12 protein-coding genes and 2 tRNA genes are annotated in these 15,728 nt (G+C 59.0%); 10 read left to right on the forward strand and 4 right to left on the reverse strand.

What is annotated here, in order from left to right; genetic code table 11:
* Window positions 1-146: cold-shock protein (locus ACIOWE_RS09315; RefSeq protein ID WP_401390330.1), on the forward strand; the 146-nt coding region annotated here is incomplete at its 5' end.
* A 145-nt stretch (window positions 147-291) separates the two neighbouring features.
* Here ACIOWE_RS09315 and ACIOWE_RS09320 read toward each other — a convergent pair.
* Window positions 292-1,299, reverse strand: a complete 1,008-nt coding sequence (locus ACIOWE_RS09320; RefSeq protein ID WP_401390162.1) for a DUF481 domain-containing protein — start codon at window positions 1,297-1,299, stop codon at window positions 292-294.
* Between the two features lie 165 nt (window positions 1,300-1,464).
* Here ACIOWE_RS09320 and ACIOWE_RS09325 point away from each other — a divergent pair, with 165 nt between their 5' ends.
* From ACIOWE_RS09325 to ACIOWE_RS09340, 4 genes are all read left to right on the forward strand, one after another.
* Complete coding sequence (locus ACIOWE_RS09325) at window positions 1,465-1,818, forward strand: MGMT family protein (RefSeq protein WP_201238836.1); 354 nt, start codon at window positions 1,465-1,467, stop codon at window positions 1,816-1,818.
* A 43-nt stretch (window positions 1,819-1,861) separates the two neighbouring features.
* Complete coding sequence (locus ACIOWE_RS09330) at window positions 1,862-3,421, forward strand: AmpG family muropeptide MFS transporter (RefSeq protein ID WP_401390166.1); 1,560 nt, start codon at window positions 1,862-1,864, stop codon at window positions 3,419-3,421.
* Window positions 3,422-3,550: 129 nt separating this feature from the next.
* Window positions 3,551-5,266: a proline--tRNA ligase gene (locus tag ACIOWE_RS09335; RefSeq protein ID WP_401390169.1), complete on the forward strand. Its 1,716-nt coding sequence runs from the start codon at window positions 3,551-3,553 to the stop codon at window positions 5,264-5,266.
* A gap of 17 nt (window positions 5,267-5,283) precedes the next feature.
* The gene (locus ACIOWE_RS09340) at window positions 5,284-6,237 is read left to right on the forward strand and encodes a hypothetical protein (RefSeq protein ID WP_103306572.1); all 954 of its coding nucleotides are present in this window, start codon (window positions 5,284-5,286) and stop codon (window positions 6,235-6,237) included.
* Between the two features lie 116 nt (window positions 6,238-6,353).
* Here ACIOWE_RS09340 and dinB read toward each other — a convergent pair whose 3' ends face one another.
* The gene (gene dinB, locus ACIOWE_RS09345) at window positions 6,354-7,415 is read right to left on the reverse strand and encodes a DNA polymerase IV (RefSeq protein WP_401390172.1); all 1,062 of its coding nucleotides are present in this window, start codon (window positions 7,413-7,415) and stop codon (window positions 6,354-6,356) included.
* Window positions 7,416-7,696: 281 nt separating this feature from the next.
* Between dinB and ACIOWE_RS09350 the strand changes: the two genes are divergently transcribed.
* From ACIOWE_RS09350 to ACIOWE_RS09365, 4 genes are all read left to right on the forward strand, one after another.
* Window positions 7,697-7,773 (forward strand) — tRNA-Met (locus ACIOWE_RS09350).
* Window positions 7,774-7,992: 219 nt separating this feature from the next.
* Window positions 7,993-8,069 (forward strand) — tRNA-Met (locus tag ACIOWE_RS09355).
* Between the two features lie 278 nt (window positions 8,070-8,347).
* On the forward strand, window positions 8,348-10,987 hold the full coding sequence (mprF, locus tag ACIOWE_RS09360) for a bifunctional lysylphosphatidylglycerol flippase/synthetase MprF (protein WP_401390175.1): 2,640 nt from the start codon (window positions 8,348-8,350) through the stop codon (window positions 10,985-10,987).
* The gene (locus tag ACIOWE_RS09365) at window positions 10,987-12,282 is read left to right on the forward strand and encodes an AcvB/VirJ family lysyl-phosphatidylglycerol hydrolase (protein WP_401390178.1); all 1,296 of its coding nucleotides are present in this window, start codon (window positions 10,987-10,989) and stop codon (window positions 12,280-12,282) included. Before mprF ends, ACIOWE_RS09365 begins: the two co-directional genes overlap by 1 nt.
* Before the next feature lie 198 nt (window positions 12,283-12,480).
* On the opposite strand, the gene ACIOWE_RS09370 is transcribed toward ACIOWE_RS09365, so the two are convergent.
* Window positions 12,481-12,627, reverse strand: coding sequence for a hypothetical protein (locus ACIOWE_RS09370; RefSeq protein WP_401390181.1), 147 nt, complete (start codon window positions 12,625-12,627; stop codon window positions 12,481-12,483).
* A 405-nt stretch (window positions 12,628-13,032) separates the two neighbouring features.
* Between ACIOWE_RS09370 and ACIOWE_RS09375 the strand changes: the two genes are divergently transcribed.
* A complete protein-coding gene (locus ACIOWE_RS09375) occupies window positions 13,033-13,362 on the forward strand; it encodes a DUF3077 domain-containing protein (RefSeq protein WP_401390184.1) in 330 nt (109 codons plus the stop codon).
* Window positions 13,363-13,548: 186 nt separating this feature from the next.
* Here ACIOWE_RS09375 and ACIOWE_RS09380 read toward each other — a convergent pair whose 3' ends face one another.
* Window positions 13,549-15,390, reverse strand: a complete 1,842-nt coding sequence (locus ACIOWE_RS09380) for a potassium transporter Kup (protein WP_401390333.1) — start codon at window positions 15,388-15,390, stop codon at window positions 13,549-13,551.
* Between the last annotated feature and the right edge of the window lie 338 nt (window positions 15,391-15,728).

Raw genomic sequence — 15,728 nt, forward strand, 5'->3', positions numbered from 1 at the left:
AACCACAATACGGAAAACAACATTTCCTTCACTTAAAAGATATCCAATCCGACGGCTTCAAAAGCCTGAAAGAAGGCCAACAGGTTTCTTTCATCGCTACCCGCGGTCAGAAAGGCATGCAAGCTGAAGAAGTACAAGTTATCTAACTTGTAGCTTCTTTAGAAAAGAGCCCCGCCCTTAAAAGCGGGGCTTTTTTGTGGGCGCTGGTTTTTCAGGCGCAAAAAAAGATCGCAGCCTGCGACAACTCCTTCAGTAGGAGTTGCCACAGGCTGCGATCTTTTTGCTTGTGCCTTACCAGGCCACGCCAAACCCTGCGGTGTAACGGGTCTTGTTCAAGTCCGCGTCATTGGTGCCACTGATGATGTCGCGCTCGGCCTTGAGATTGAGCGAGGCCCAATCGGTGACCTTGTAGCGCAGGCCCATCTCGGCATCCAGCGCGTAGTTGGCCACATCGGACAGCGGCTTGCCGATTTCACCGTTGGTGAAGAACTCGACTTTCTTGCCAATCAGGTAGCGGTTGTAATCCCACTTCATGGCCACGGAATAGAAGTTATCCTTGCTGCCATCGCGATACTCGTAATCGGTGCGGTTGAACAACGAGCCCAGCGAGAATGCACCCAGTTCATCATCCCAGAACTGGTAGCCGGGACCGGTACCGACCACGCGCTGACGCGACAGCTCTTCAATGTGGTCGCGCTTATAGTTCAGACGGCCCTGCCAGAACCATTGATCGGTAAGGAAGCGGTCGAGTGCGTATTCAGCGCGCCAGTTGTCGGTAGTGGTTTCGTCGTCCTGCACTTCGCGGTTGTACTCGCCTTCGGCGGTATGACGCCAGCGACCGTGACGCGCCGAGGTCTTGAAGCCGACATCGTAGTCATCGGTGTCCTTCTCGGCGCGCTGATAGTCCAGCGCCAAATCGACATTGCCCTTCCACACCAGATCCTCGACTACCGGTTTCGGCTTGAGAATCTGCTGAATGCTCGCCAGCTCGACAGTTTTCGGCGCTTCACCGTTGGCCAGGGTGACCTTGCCATCTTCGGCGGCCGTCAGCGACTTGGAAACCTCACCGGTGTAGGCATCCTGCTTGACCAGCAAGTGCTGATCACTGTCCAGCGTCTTGACCTCCTTCCAGTCGATTGTGACCGCACCGGCATATTTGGTCTGGATCAACAGCTTGCCGCCATCGAACACGGTGATGGTGCCGCTCAACTTGTCACCGTTCTTCAACCAGACGGTGTCGGCAAGCAGGGGCGTGGATGCACTGAAAACAGCAAGGCACAGCAAGGATCTGGACAACATAAGCGAATCGAAGGCTCAAGTTTGCGAAAAAGGGGTCGGCATTATCTGTAGGAAAAGTTCCCTGACAAGGACTGACCGGACTATTTCTATTGAGTTCATTTCTCATCTGCCCGATGAGGGATTACGCTTAAGCCAATCAGACGATCAAGTTCAGGAACCGTGCACGTGACAGACCCGATCCACGAAGGCGACAGCGAAGCGCAAATCCGACGCACGGCGCTCTACTCGACCCTCGCCCAAGTGCCCGAAGGTAAAGTCGTCAGCTATGGTCAACTGGCTGATCTTGCCGGGTTGGGGCGCGCCGCCCGCTGGGTCGGGCGCACATTGAGCCAATTGCCCGGCGACACCAAGCTGCCCTGGCACCGCGTACTGGGCGCCGGCGGACGCATCAGCCTGCCGGTGGGCAGTCCATCCGGGGATGAACAAAGGGCGCGATTGCGCATGGAAGGCATCACCGTCCTGAACAATCGTGTGGATATTCAGCGCCATGGCTGGCGTCCGGTAGAGCACAGCGGTTAGAGTGCGCGCTTTGTTTTCGCAATCTTGAGGCAGACTTCAGACCATGCCCCGTAAAACCTGGCGCGCCGCGCTCGCCGCCTATGCCAGTCCTTCGACGCTCGTGCTGTTGTTGCTGGGTTTCGCCGCCGGCCTGCCGTACATGCTGGTGTTTTCAACGCTTTCAGTCTGGCTGCGTGAAGCCGGTGTGGCCCGTGAAACCATCGGCTACGCCAGCCTGATCGGCCTCGCCTACGCGTTCAAATGGGTCTGGTCACCGCTGCTCGACCAATGGCGCCTGCCATTGCTGGGCAAACTTGGCCGTCGCCGCTCGTGGCTGGTGCTCTCGCAGGCTCTGGTGATTCTCGGGCTGATCGGCATGGGTTTCTGTGATCCGCAGAAACATCTGTCGTGGCTGATCGCCATTGCCGTTGTCGTCGCATTCGCCTCCGCCACTCAAGACATCGCGGTGGATGCCTATCGCCTGGAAATCGCCGAAGACAACCGCCAGGCTGCCCTCGCCGCCAGTTACATGTCCGGGTATCGCGTGGCGGCACTGCTGGCGACTGCCGGTGCCTTGTTCTTTGCCGAAGGCTTCGGCTCTACCGGCTTCAACTATCAGCATTCGGCCTGGGCCGGCACTTACGCGCTGTTCGGCGCACTGATGATTCCCGCGCTGCTGACCTCGCTGCTGATGCGCGAACCGCCAGTACCGCTGCGCACACAACTGCAGGCCGGGCGCTACACCTTCATGCATCAACTGATGTCGGTGTTTGTACTGATCGTCTTGTTGGTCTCCGTACCGGCGATGTTCACCCAGCTCTACAACACCGACTTTGCCAGTGTGTTGTTCGGCGGAATGAGCCCACTGGATCTGCTGCTCGAAGACCGCGCCTTCCTGCGCGCCATTCTCTATACACTGCTCACTGGCCTGTGCCTGTCGACCATGGGCCGTCGCGGCCTCGCACCAGTGCTGACGCCGGTCAACGACTTCATTCTGCGCTATCGCTGGCAGGCACTGCTGCTGCTCGGCCTGATCGCCACCTATCGAATGTCGGATACGGTGATGGGCGTCATGGCCAACGTGTTCTACATCGACCAGGGTTTCACCAAGGATCAGATTGCCAGCGTCAGCAAGATCTTCGGCCTGATCATGACGCTGGTCGGCGCGGGCATGGGTGGTCTGCTGATCGTACGCTTTGGCATTTTGCCGATCCTGTTCATCGGCGGCGCGGCCTCGGCAGCCACCAACCTGCTGTTCGTGATGCTCGCCGACATGGGCCCGAATCTGCAGATGCTGGTGGTGACCATTTCCCTCGACAACTTCAGCTCGGGCCTGGCGACGTCGGCATTCGTTGCCTATCTGTCGAGCCTGACCAACCTGAAGTTCTCCGCCACGCAATACGCCCTGCTCAGCTCGATCATGCTCCTGCTGCCGCGCCTGATGGGCGGTTATTCCGGGGTCATGGTCGAGAAGTTCGGCTATCACAGCTTCTTCCTGATCACTGCCCTGCTCGGCGTGCCGACGCTGGTGCTGATTGCTTTGCACTGGTTCCAGGAAAGCCGCCGCGAAGGCCCGACACCCACGCCCGAACCGGTGCCGACGCCGGTCGCGGAAGAGTCGTAAGACAAATCGCCAATGGCGGGAGGAATCCCGCCATTGGACCCCACCGCTGGCCACACTTCTGTACGTCAGCAAAACTCGCCGGTACACTGCTCCGTCATTTCCAGTCATAGCAACCGACAACGGCCAACCATGCGCACCAGTCAATTTTTGCTCGCCACACAGAAAGAAACGCCTTCCGACGCGGTCGTGATCAGCCACCAGCTGATGCTGCGCGCCGGCATGATCCGCAAACTTGCCTCGGGCCTGTACACCTGGCTGCCCATGGGCCTGCGAGTCATGCGCAAGGTTGAAGCCATCGTTCGCGAAGAGATGAACGCCGCCGGCTCTCTGGAAGTGTTGATGCCGAGCACCCAGCCTGCCGAGCTGTGGCAGGAATCGGGGCGCTGGGAAGAATACGGCCCTGAGCTGCTGCGCATCAAAGACCGCCACGGTCGCGACTTCTGCGCGGGCCCGACCCACGAAGAAGTGATCACCGATCTGATGCGCAACGAGTTGAGCAGCTACAAGCAGCTGCCGATCAACCTGTACCAGATCCAGACCAAATTCCGTGACGAAATCCGTCCACGCTTCGGCTTGATGCGCGGCCGCGAATTCATCATGAAGGATGCGTACTCGTTCCACGCTGATCAGGCGTCGCTGCAGGTCACCTATGACCGCATGCACGAAGCGTACTGCAACGTGTTCACGCGTCTGGGCCTGAAGTTCCGCCCGGTTGAAGCGGACAACGGCTCGATCGGCGGTGCAGGCTCCCACGAATTCCACGTGCTGGCCGAGTCCGGCGAAGACGATATCGTCTTCAGCAACGGCTCCGACTACGCGGCGAACATCGAGAAAGCCGAAGCTGTGCCGCGCGAAACCTCGCGCCCAGCGCCAGCCGAAGAGTTGCGCCTGGTCGATACGCCAGACACCAAGACCATCGCGGCGCTGGTGGAAAAATTCAATCTGCCGATTGAAAAGACCATCAAGACCCTGATCGTGCACGCGGAAGAAGCAGGCAAGCTGATTGCCCTGATCATCCGTGGCGACCACGAACTCAATGAAATCAAGGCTGCCCAGCAGCCAGGCGTGGCCAATCCGCTGGTCATGGCTTCCGATGCCGAACTGCGCGACGCCATCGGCGCTGGCGCGGGCTCCCTCGGCCCGCTGAACCTGCCACTGCCAATCATCATCGACCGCTCGGTCGAGCTGATGAGCGACTTCGGTATCGGCGCGAACATCGACGACAAGCATTACTTCGGCGTGAACTGGGAGCGTGATCTGCCGGTTCCGACCGTGGCTGACCTGCGTAACGTCGTGGCCGGTGACCCAAGCCCGGACGGCAAAGGCACCCTGGAAATCAAACGCGGCATCGAAGTCGGGCACATCTTCCAGCTGGGCAACAAGTACAGCAAGGCGATGAAGTGCGAAGTCCTGGGCGAGAACGGCAAGCCGGTAACCCTCGAAATGGGTTGCTACGGCATCGGCGTTTCCCGCGTGGTGGCGGCTGCCATCGAACAGAACAACGACGAAAACGGCATCATCTGGAGCGACACCCTGGCGCCATTCCAGATCGCCCTGGTACCGCTGCGTTATGAAACCGAGCTGGTTCGCGAAGCCACCGACAAGCTGTACGCCGAACTGACGGCCGCCGGCTTCGAAGTGCTGCTGGACGACCGTGACAAGAAAACCAGCCCGGGCATCAAGTTCGCGGACATGGAGCTGATCGGCATTCCACACCGGATCGTGGTCAGCGACCGCGGCCTCGCCGAAGGCAACCTGGAATACAAGAGCCGTACCGAAGGCGAGGCGCAAGCGCTGCCGGTGGCTGACGTATTGTCCTTCCTTCAGGCCCGTATCCGCCGCTGAAACCAGATAGAGACGTCATGTTCAAGCGAAACACCTTAGGCCTCGGAGGCGCCACCCTGTGTGGCGCCCTGCTGGTCAGCGGCTGTGCCAATCACATGTCACAACGCAGCGAGCACGAAGAGCGGGTCGAGCGAAAGTTGCTCGATCACAGCCTGCAGATCGATGTCGGTGAGCCTAAGGAGCTTGAGCTGCCGCAGCGACGCGTGAAGATCAACGAGCAAAAGACCTTCGAAGTCACTGAGTTCGAAGTCACTCGTCGTTACGATCGCTATACGCCTTACCAACCCTGGCGCGAAATCTATGAGATTCCGCTGGGCGCGGTGGCGGTGGTCGGTGGCGTCGGCGCGAATGTGGTCAACGTCTTCGCCCTCGGCAATCTGCCGGACAGCGTGACCAAGGACTGGCTGAGTTACGGCTTCGCCGGGCTCAACCCGTTCATGAACGTGCAGTCCAACGGTCGTGCGCAACAAAACCTGGCCGGGATCGATGAAGTCCAGCGCGACAAGCGCACGGAGTATTCGAGCCTGCCGTGGAGCGAGCGGCCGGTGCAGGTCAAGGCCGGCAAGCAGACCTTCGACATGACCACCGATCGTAACGGTGTGCTGCGCCTGAACCTGCTGGACAGCCCGTTTGCCGAAAATGACCTCAATCATGTCGGCAAACTGCAGATCAGCGTCGAAGACGCCAAGGATGACGTGCATTCCGACTCATCCCTGCTGATCAGCAGCCACCTGCGCGGCAAGTTGCTGGAAGCGCACGGGCTGATTTACGACGATCTGGAAGATGACGAAGTGAGCCAGTGGGTTCACCGGGTCAAACGCCTGTCCGAGCTGGGTCTGGAAGAAGAAGCCAGCGAACTGGAACAAAGCCTGATCGAACTGACGCGTAACGATCCTGAGTTGCAGACTGAGTTTCTCAAGTCGCTGACCAAGGATGCCGGGCGTCTGGTGGCGGATCCGGGACCGAATTAACAGCAACAGCTAAAAGCTTCGCGAGCAGGCTCGCTCCCACATTGGATTTGTGTCGTATACAAAAACCATGTGGGAGCGAGCCTGCTCGCGAAGGCTGACCGACACTCACCGCAAATCTACCGCTCAAACAACTCCATCTGCTCAAACCCGCCGCGCAAATCCTCCAGCCGCACCCCAACCCCCAGCAACCGCACCGGTTTGCCGCCCCGATTGAACGCCTGCGTCAGCATCAACTGATAACTGCCCAGATCCCGCCCTGCCCCGGCCTGCTCCAGAGTGGTCTGGGTAAAGTCGTGGAATTTCACTTTGACGAATGGCTTGCCCGGCCGATAACTGCTGTCGATTCGGGCCATGCGGGTTTTCAGGGTTTCCAGAAGCTCCGGTAACTTGTCCAGGCAAGTGCGCAAATCCGGCAGGTCGACATCGTAGGTATTTTCCACACTGATCGACTGACGGCGACTGTCGTTATGCACCAACCGGTCATCAATCCCACGGGCCAGACTCCAGAGCCTCTCGCCAAAACTGCCAAATTCGCGCACCAGTGCCAGCTTGTCCCACTCGCGCAACTGCATGCAGTCAACGATGCCCAGTCTACTCAGCTTGTCGGCAGTGACCTTGCCGACGCCGTGCAACTTGCTCACCGGCAGGCCGCTGACAAAATCCTCGACCTGATCCGGGGTGATCACGAACAAACCATTGGGCTTCTTCCAGTCGCTGGCGATCTTTGCCAGAAACTTGTTCGGCGCCACACCAGCAGAAACAGTGATGTGCAGTTGATTGGAGACCCGGCGACGAATGTCCTGGGCGATGCGCGTGGCACTGCCGCCGAAATGCGCACTGTCCGACACGTCGAGGTAAGCCTCGTCCAGCGATAGCGGCTCAATCAAGTCGGTGTAGTCGGCGAAGATCGTGTGGATTTCCTTTGAGGCCTCGCGATAAGCGTCCATGCGCGGTTTGACGATGGTCAGATCCGGACACAGCTTGAGGGCATGCCCCGACGACATTGCCGAACGCACGCCATAGGCTCGCGCCTCATAGTTGCAGGTGGCGATCACCCCGCGCCGATCCGCCGAACCGCCGACTGCCAATGGCTTGCCAGCCAGGCGCGGGTCATCACGCATCTCGATGGCGGCGTAGAAACAGTCACAGTCGACGTGGATGATTTTTCGCTGAGTCATGTCAGAAAAGGAAACGTGGCGAGCCGGATCGGCAGTATCTCACTGACAACTGTATATAGCACCAGTAGTACCGAATGTTCTTTTCCATGTGTAGGAAAAGGCCGATGAATTTATTTTCTCAATCGAAAATGCATAACCAATAGAGCTGAAAGCCTTGCCCCACCTGCCCTGCGCTCCTTTCGAGCACTCTAAAAAACCGCTAACCGATTGAACCTCAACAGATTTTATCCAGATTGAAGGTTGACACCCCGGCGATCCTCTGTAGAATGCCGACACACAGACGCGGGATGGAGCAGTCTGGTAGCTCGTCGGGCTCATAACCCGAAGGTCGTCGGTTCAAATCCGGCTCCCGCAACCAAATATCAAAAAAGGCTACTCGAAAGAGTGGCCTTTTTTGTGCGTGTCAGTTTTGTCGACAGCTTCTTTATAGGGTGCAGTCGTCAAACAGGAATTCTTTGCATTTCCGAAACTTAACGTGTCACTTGCGACCGTTTGACGCGATTTCACACTTATTTGACCCTTTATGGGATTAGCAGTTGACACCTCGTCGTTCGCCTGTAGAATGCCGCCACACAGACGCGGGATGGAGCAGTCTGGTAGCTCGTCGGGCTCATAACCCGAAGGTCGTCGGTTCAAATCCGGCTCCCGCAACCAAACATCAAAAAAGGCTACTCGAAAGAGTGGCCTTTTTTGTATCTGTGGAAAAAGTCCTTTCGCAACAATGATCTGTCACTGTGCAGTGAATCGTCCAGGATCATCAGACCCGCCGAGTTGCGACTATGCTTGAGTCGCGGACAAGGTGTCTGCAATCCATGACTGCCCTCGCCGAGACCCGGTGAGAGGCGTAGTATTTTGTGATTATTTTTTTCTACAGGGATTGGTAACTTGGCTGGATACCTCCATCCTGTCGCGCACAATCCAAGAGGTGATTGATGCGCGCCAACTCGTCTGATCCACAAGACACCGTCACAGCGGAACATCCGATCAAACCCGAGCGCTTGCGCTTGTTGGATCGATTGAGCAAATACCGTCAGCCCATCGGGCTGGGGGTCACGTTGCTGTTGTTCGCCATTGCGCTGATTGCCTGTCGCCACTTGCTCGCCGAACTCGATCTCGATGCCTTGCATGACTCGATTCTCGACGTGCCGAAACCCGCCCTGCTCGGTGCGTTCGGTGCAACCGTGGTCGGCTTCATTATTCTGCTCGGCTATGAATGGTCGGCCAGCCGCTATGCTGGCGTGACATTGCCACCGCGCACGCTGGCCCTCGGCGGCTTCACTGCGTTTGCCATCGGCAACGCGATCGGCCTGTCGCTGCTGTCCGGCGGTTCGGTGCGCTACCGTTTATATGCACGCTTGGGCGTGGGTGCTTCGGAAGTCGCGCACATGACCTTGTTCGCCAGCCTGTCGCTGGGCTGCGCCCTGCCGCCGCTGGCCGCACTCGCTACCCTCAGCGACCTGCCCGCCGCCTCTCAGGCGCTGGGCTTGTCTGAAGGCTTGCTCGGCGCCGTTGCTGCGGCCGTGCTGGTGCTGGGCGCGATTCTGATGATCGGCATCTATCGCCGTCGCCTGCCGGAACAACCGTATCGTGACAACCTGCTGGTCAGGGCCGGCCGTCGCACCTTGCGCCTGCCGGGTCGCCGTCTGACCTTTCTGCAACTGGTCATCACCGCGCTCGACGTTGCCGCTGCCGCTACCGTGCTTTATCTGTTGCTGCCCGAAGCGCCGCCGTTTGGCGCGTTCCTGCTGGTGTACCTGCTGGCGCTGGCCGCCGGTGTACTCAGCCATGTCCCGGGTGGCGTTGGCGTGTTCGAAGCGATTCTGCTGGCCGCTTTCGCCGACAAGCTCGGTGCCGCGCCTCTCGCCGCTGCGCTGCTGCTGTATCGCCTGATCTACGTGGTGCTGCCGTTGCTGGTGGCCTGCGTATTCCTGCTGATCAACGAAGGTCAACGCCTGTTCCAGACCCAGACCATGCGCGCGGCGTCCGGTCTGGCCGCGCCGATTCTGGCGGTGCTGGTGTTCCTGTCCGGCGTGGTGCTGCTGTTTTCCGGTGCCACCCCTGAAATCGACACACGTCTGGAGCACATCGGTTTCCTGATCCCGCATCGTCTGGTCGATGCTTCGCACTTCGGCGCCAGCCTGATTGGCGTGTTGTGTCTGATGCTGGCTCAGGGCCTGCGTCGACGCCTGTCGGCCGCGTGGATGCTGACCACCATTCTGTTGCTGGTAGGTGCCCTGCTCTCTTTGCTTAAAGGCTTCGACTGGGAAGAAGCGACGCTGATGACACTCACCGCTGCATTGCTCGGTGTATTCCGTCGCTCGTTCTATCGCCCGAGTCGCCTGACTGAGTTGCCGTTCTCGCCGCTGTATCTGGTGGCCAGCCTGTGCGTGCTCGGTGCCTCGACCTGGCTGCTGCTGTTTGCCTATCAAGACGTGCCTTACAGCCATCAACTGTGGTGGCAGTTCACCCTTGATGCTGACGCTCCACGTGGCCTGCGTTCGCTGCTTGGTGCCGCGGTACTGTTGCTGGTGATTGCCCTGACCTGGCTGCTGCGTACCGCCCGTCCGGTCATTCATCTGCCGACGCCTGACGAACTCGATCGTGCGGCGAAGATCCTGATGGCCTCCTCGCAACCCGACGGTGGCCTCGCGCTTACCGGTGACAAGGCGTTGCTGTTTCACCAGAACGACGAAGCCTTCCTGATGTACGCCCGCCGCGGCCGCAGTCTGGTGGCGCTGTACGACCCGATCGGCCCCGGCCAGCAACGCGCCGAGATGATCTGGCAGTTCCGCGACCTGTGCGACATCCATCACGCCCGCCCCGTGTTCTATCAAGTGCGCGCAGAGAACCTGCCGTACTACATGGACATCGGCCTGACCGCGATCAAACTCGGCGAAGAAGCCCGGGTCGATCTGCATCGCTTTGACCTGGAAGCCAAGGGCAAAGAGATGAAGGATCTGCGTTACACCTGGAACCGTGGCACCCGCGACGGCCTGTCGCTGGAGATCCATGAGCCGGGCCAGGCGCCGATGGATGAGCTGAAAGTGATTTCCGATGCGTGGCTGACCGGCAAAAACGTGCGCGAGAAAGGCTTCTCCCTCGGCCGTTTCAGCGACGATTACCTGAAGCATTTTCGCATTGCGGTGATTCGCTTCGAAGGTCGCCCGGTGGCGTTCGCCAACCTGCTCGAGACTTATAGCCATGACCTGGCCAGTCTCGACCTGATGCGTGCGCACCCGGACGCCCCCAAGCTGACCATGGAATTCATGATGGTCGGCCTGATTCAATACTATAAGAGTCACGGATACGCGCGCTTCAGCCTGGGCATGGTGCCGTTGTCGGGGTTGCAACCCCGGCGTGGTGCACCGTTGACCCAGCGCTTGGGTTCGATGGTTTTCCGCCGTGGTGAGCAGCTGTACAACTTCCAAGGCTTGCGCCGCTTCAAAGACAAGTTCCAGCCTGACTGGGAACCTCGTTATATGGCTGTGCCCGCCGGACTCGATCCGCTGGTGGCGCTGGCCGACACTGCTGCCCTGATCGCGGGCGGCTTGACTGGATTGGTGAAACGCTGATGATTCAACGCTCCCTGAAGTACATCCTGGCCGCACTGATCGTGCTGGCCGTGATTGCCGGCGGCGGTTACTGGTACCTCAAACGCCCGGCACCGGAACCGACCGTCGAACAGCTCAACCCCGCTGACGGCGCCGCCATGACCCGCGTCATTCCCGGCACCAAGGCCAAGGCCCAAGTGCTGATCGCGGTTAATGACGACCAGAAACTCAGTGAAAAACAACTGACCACCCTGAGCCGTAGCGCTTCGGCGCAACTCGTTCAGGTGATTCTGCCCAAGGACTGCTTGCTGCAAAGCCGCGCCCTGCAATCAGGTCTGCGTGAACTGAATGGCCCGGCCACATTGGTCAGCGGCATCGGCCCGGGCGCTGTGCTGGCCTGGCGCTGGTTGTCGGAGCAGAAGGACGACAAGGCCCAGGCCGTCTCCGTTGACCTGGCTCTGGAAAAGGGTGGCTGCACCCACCTGCTGCCAAAGTCCGCCGCCCACGGCCATTGGCTGGTGGCGTGGAACGACAACCCGGACGACGCCAGCGCAGGTTTCGTGCGCGATCAACCGAACGCCGAAACCAGCATCAGCGATTACGACATCAACTTGCCGCAAGTGCTGAACAACGAACTGCGCAAGATCCTCGTCGGCGGCGACAAGGCCAACGGCGGTCTGGCGATCCCGGTGGTTGAAGTGCCAGCGGGCCAAGCCAAAGATACCGTGACCTTGTTCCTCTCCGGTGACGGCGGCTGGCGCGACCTCGACCGCGACGTAGCGGGCGAAATGGCCAAGATTGGTTATCCGGTCGTCGGCATCGACACCCTGCGCTACTACTGGCAGCACAAGAGCCCGGAACAAAGCGCACTGGACCTGACCGAACTGATGCAGCACTACCGGCAGAAATGGGGCACCAAGCGCTTCATCCTCACCGGTTACTCGTTCGGTGCCGACGTTCTGCCGGCAATCTACAACCGCCTGCCGGACACCGAGCAGCAACGTGTAGACGCAATCATCCTGCTGGCCTTCGCCCGCACCGGCAGCTTCGAAATCGAAGTCGAAGGCTGGCTGGGTAACGCCGGCAAAGAAGCCGCCACCGGCCCGGAAATGGCCAAGCTGCCACCGGCCAAGGTCGTGTGCATCTACGGTGAAGAAGAGACCGATGAAAGCGGCTGCACTGACAAAACTGCAGTCGGTGAAGCGGTGAAGCTGCCCGGCGGCCACCACTTCGACGAGAACTACCCGGCGCTGGCCAAGCGTTTGGTGGACTTGATCGAGAAGCGTCAAGCCGCGAGTCAGGTCGCCGAAGAGTGATCTGAAGCGCACCACAAAAAGCCCCCGCCACTTCACAGTTGCGGGGGCTTTTTTACATCTCGGACGATGAACCCATTCCCCTGTAGGAGTGAGCCTGCTCGCGATAACGGAGTGTCAACCACCTATTTGCCAACTGACACACCGCTATCGCAAGCAGGCTCACTCCTACAAGGGAATTGCGCTGGACTCAAATAATCGTTAGTCCCGGCAAGCGTATCTTGCCCGCATATCGTCATGACTGATCGCTTGAGCCGGATCGAGGTTGATCAATCGTTCCATCGCTTCGGCTTCAATTCGAAGGTTCTCGAGATCATCATGCTTTTCTTGTTCCGATGATGCCGCCATACATGCCTCCTCATTTGCAAACGCCAGTTCGTGTCAGGCGTTTAGTATCGTTTACTTCCAGTCTCGCAATATCAGATGACGCCCACAGACCTTGTAGGCAAACTCCGAAACTCACATTAGGGCGGCCTACTGCCCTGTTGCGCTGTTTTTCGACGGGATACTCTCCGGACGTCGCTGACCCATTCAGCGATCGGGTGTGGTAACCCGGCTAGGCAAAGTGCAACAGTGCCTCCATCACGACATCAGGCGTTCTTTACGCCTGTAATTCACTGTCATGGCAGCTGTACGTGGGAGACCTTCGGGTCTGCCGGTTTCTTTGCTCTCCCGGTTTACCACCCTGCGTACAGCTGCCACCCATTCGTGTGGTAACGAATGAGGCAGCTCCTCGTTTTAAGGAGCAAAACAATGAGCAAAGAAAATCCGTCAACGCCTTCAGACCTTACAACCATCGGCTTCACCCCATTCCTCTATAACGCGAATGAAGCGTTTTTCAGCGTTCGCTCCGGCATCCCCATCATCGATGCGTTGTCCCAATCTTCCGACCTGCTGTACCTCGCCAAATCCTTCGCAGAAGACGCCGCGTACACCAAAGACACCGATCGCCATGCCTGGGCCGCGCATTATCTGACTGTCATGGGCAAGGCGTTGATTGACGATGTGATTCAGGCGTTGACGCCACGACCTGTGCGTACGAAGACCGAATCTGAAGCCGAACTGGCTGAATCCACCCCATAACCTTGTGGGAGCTGGCTTGCCAGCGATGGCGGTGATTCAGTCGACACTGATTCTGAATGTGCCAGCCTCATCGCTGGCAAGCCAGCTCCCACAGGGGATTTGTGGTGGATTTGAGGTTTATCTGCTGGCACAAAAAAGCCCCCGCCAGCCACAAGGCTGACGGAGGCTTTTCAGTTCAGGCCAGGCTTACATCTCCACCTGCGTCCCCAACTCAATCACCCGGTTCAGCGGCAGATTGAAGAAGCGCAAATTGCCATTGGCATTCTTCAACATGAACGCAAACAACGCTTCACGCCAACGCGCCATGCCTTCAAGCTTCGAAGCAATCACCGTTTCCCGGCTGAGGAAGTAAGTCGTGCGCATCGGACTGAAGTCCAGGTCATCCAGGTGACACAGCTTCAGCGCCTGCGGCACGTCCGGCTCGTCGGTGAAGCCGAAGTGCAGGATCACCCGGAAGAACCCTTCCCCGTGCGCTTCGACTTCGAAACGTCGTGATGGCGGCACACGCGGGATGTCTTCGTAGACCACGGTCAGCAATACGACTTGCTCATGCAGCACCTGGTTATGCAGCAGGTTGTGCAACAGCGCATGCGGGACGGCGTCGGAGCGCGCGGTGAGAAACACGGCAGTGCCCTGCACGCGGTGCGGCGGTTGCACGCGGATACTGCTGATGAAGATCGGCAGCGGCAACGCGCCTTCGTCGAGGCGTTCGACCAGCAGTTGCTTGCCGCGCTTCCACGTAGTCATCAACACAAACAGCGCAATACCGGCGATTACCGGGAAGGCACCGCCCTGGACGATCTTCGGCACGTTGGCGGCGAAGTACAGACCGTCCACCAGCAAGAAGCCGATCAACACCGGCACCGCGAGGATCGGCGGCCATTTCCACAGCAGCAGCATCACCGCCGACACCAGAATCGTGGTCATCAGCATGGTGCCGGTCACCGCCACGCCGTAGGCCGAGGCCAGTGCGCCGGAGGATTCGAAACCGAGCACCAGCAGGACCACGCCAACCATCAGCGCCCAGTTCACAGCGCCAATATAAATCTGGCCCTGCTCGTCGCTGGAGGTGTGCTGGATGTACATGCGCGGAATATAACCCAGCTGAATCGCCTGACGGGTCAGGGAGAACGCACCGGAAATTACTGCTTGCGAGGCAATCACCGTCGCCAGGGTCGACAGACCGACCAGCGGAATCAGCGCCCAGCTCGGTGCCAGTAAATAGAACGGGTTACGCGCCGCTTCAGGGTTGTCCAGCAGCAAAGCGCCTTGACCGAAGTAATTCAGCACCAGCGCCGGCAGCACCAGAATGAACCACGCGCGGGCAATCGGCTTGCGACCGAAGTGGCCCATGTCGGCGTACAGCGCTTCGGCGCCGGTCAGCGCAAGCACCACGGCGCCGAGGATCGCCACGCCCATGCCAGGGTGAACAGTGAAGAAACGCACCGCCCACAGCGGGTTCATCGCATGCAGCACTTCTGGCGTGTGGCTGATGCCATACACACCGAGTGCGCCGAGGACGAGGAACCAGGTGACCATGATCGGCCCGAACAGAATGCCGATCCGCGCTGTGCCATGGCTCTGGATCAGAAACAACCCGACCAGCACCACCAGCGACAACGGCACGACCCAGTGGTCGATACCATCAAACGCCAGACCCAGACCTTCAATCGCCGACAACACGGAAATCGCCGGGGTGATCATGCTGTCGCCATAAAACAGCGCCGCACCGATCAGTCCGCAAACCACCAGTAACGAACGCAACTTCTTGCGATGCCCCGCCGCCCGGCGCGCCAGCGCGGTGAGCGCCATGATCCCACCCTCGCCCTGGTTGTCGGCGCGCAGCACGAACATCATGTATTTGATCGACACGACCCAGATCAGCGACCAGAAGATCAGCGACAGAATGCCTAGCACGCCGTCGTGGTTGACCGGTACGCCGTAACCGCCGGAAAACACTTCTTTGAGGGTGTACAACGGGCTTGTGCCGATGTCGCCGTAAACTACCCCGACCGCCGCGACCAGCATGCTCAGCGGCTTGGTGGCCGAACCCTCGGCGCCTGCCGCATGACTACTTGCCTGACCCATCCAACACTCCTACTTCTCAGAACCGGCTTCTTTGAATGAAGCACTATGCTTTGTGGTGCAGCATGCGCTGTTTTACCTGTTGTTACAGACGTTTTGTTGACTGTAAAAAATTGGTAAAGCTCAACGGCGCGAAGCATAGCGCAGCACTCGTCGTATTTCCCGGCATAAAGCTGGTCAAGTGCGCTCCTCGCCGCTAGAATTGCGCACTTTTTGATCAGAGGCGCGCCCTAAGCGCCCATCCGTCGGCTTTCTCATCAAGAAAGCGATGTCACAAAATA

Source organism: Pseudomonas sp. NPDC087598 (assembly GCF_044743525.1).
GTDB lineage: Bacteria > Pseudomonadota > Gammaproteobacteria > Pseudomonadales > Pseudomonadaceae > Aquipseudomonas.

What these genes read in the sequence shown, in the direction of transcription:
- ACIOWE_RS09320 (WP_401390162.1), bottom strand. Translation starts at nt 1,299, where the DNA reads ATGTTGTCCAGATCCTTGCTGTGCCTTGCTGTTTTCAGTGCATCCACG.
- ACIOWE_RS09330 (WP_401390166.1), top strand. Translation starts at nt 1,862, where the DNA reads ATGCCCCGTAAAACCTGGCGCGCCGCGCTCGCCGCCTATGCCAGTCCT.
- ACIOWE_RS09335 (WP_401390169.1), top strand. Translation starts at nt 3,551, where the DNA reads ATGCGCACCAGTCAATTTTTGCTCGCCACACAGAAAGAAACGCCTTCC.
- ACIOWE_RS09340 (WP_103306572.1), top strand. Translation starts at nt 5,284, where the DNA reads ATGTTCAAGCGAAACACCTTAGGCCTCGGAGGCGCCACCCTGTGTGGC.
- dinB (WP_401390172.1), bottom strand. Translation starts at nt 7,415, where the DNA reads ATGACTCAGCGAAAAATCATCCACGTCGACTGTGACTGTTTCTACGCC.
- mprF (WP_401390175.1), top strand. Translation starts at nt 8,348, where the DNA reads ATGCGCGCCAACTCGTCTGATCCACAAGACACCGTCACAGCGGAACAT.
- ACIOWE_RS09365 (WP_401390178.1), top strand. Translation starts at nt 10,987, where the DNA reads ATGATTCAACGCTCCCTGAAGTACATCCTGGCCGCACTGATCGTGCTG.
- ACIOWE_RS09370 (WP_401390181.1), bottom strand. Translation starts at nt 12,627, where the DNA reads ATGGCGGCATCATCGGAACAAGAAAAGCATGATGATCTCGAGAACCTT.
- ACIOWE_RS09375 (WP_401390184.1), top strand. Translation starts at nt 13,033, where the DNA reads ATGAGCAAAGAAAATCCGTCAACGCCTTCAGACCTTACAACCATCGGC.
- ACIOWE_RS09380 (WP_401390333.1), bottom strand. Translation starts at nt 15,390, where the DNA reads ATGCTGGTCGCGGCGGTCGGGGTAGTTTACGGCGACATCGGCACAAGC.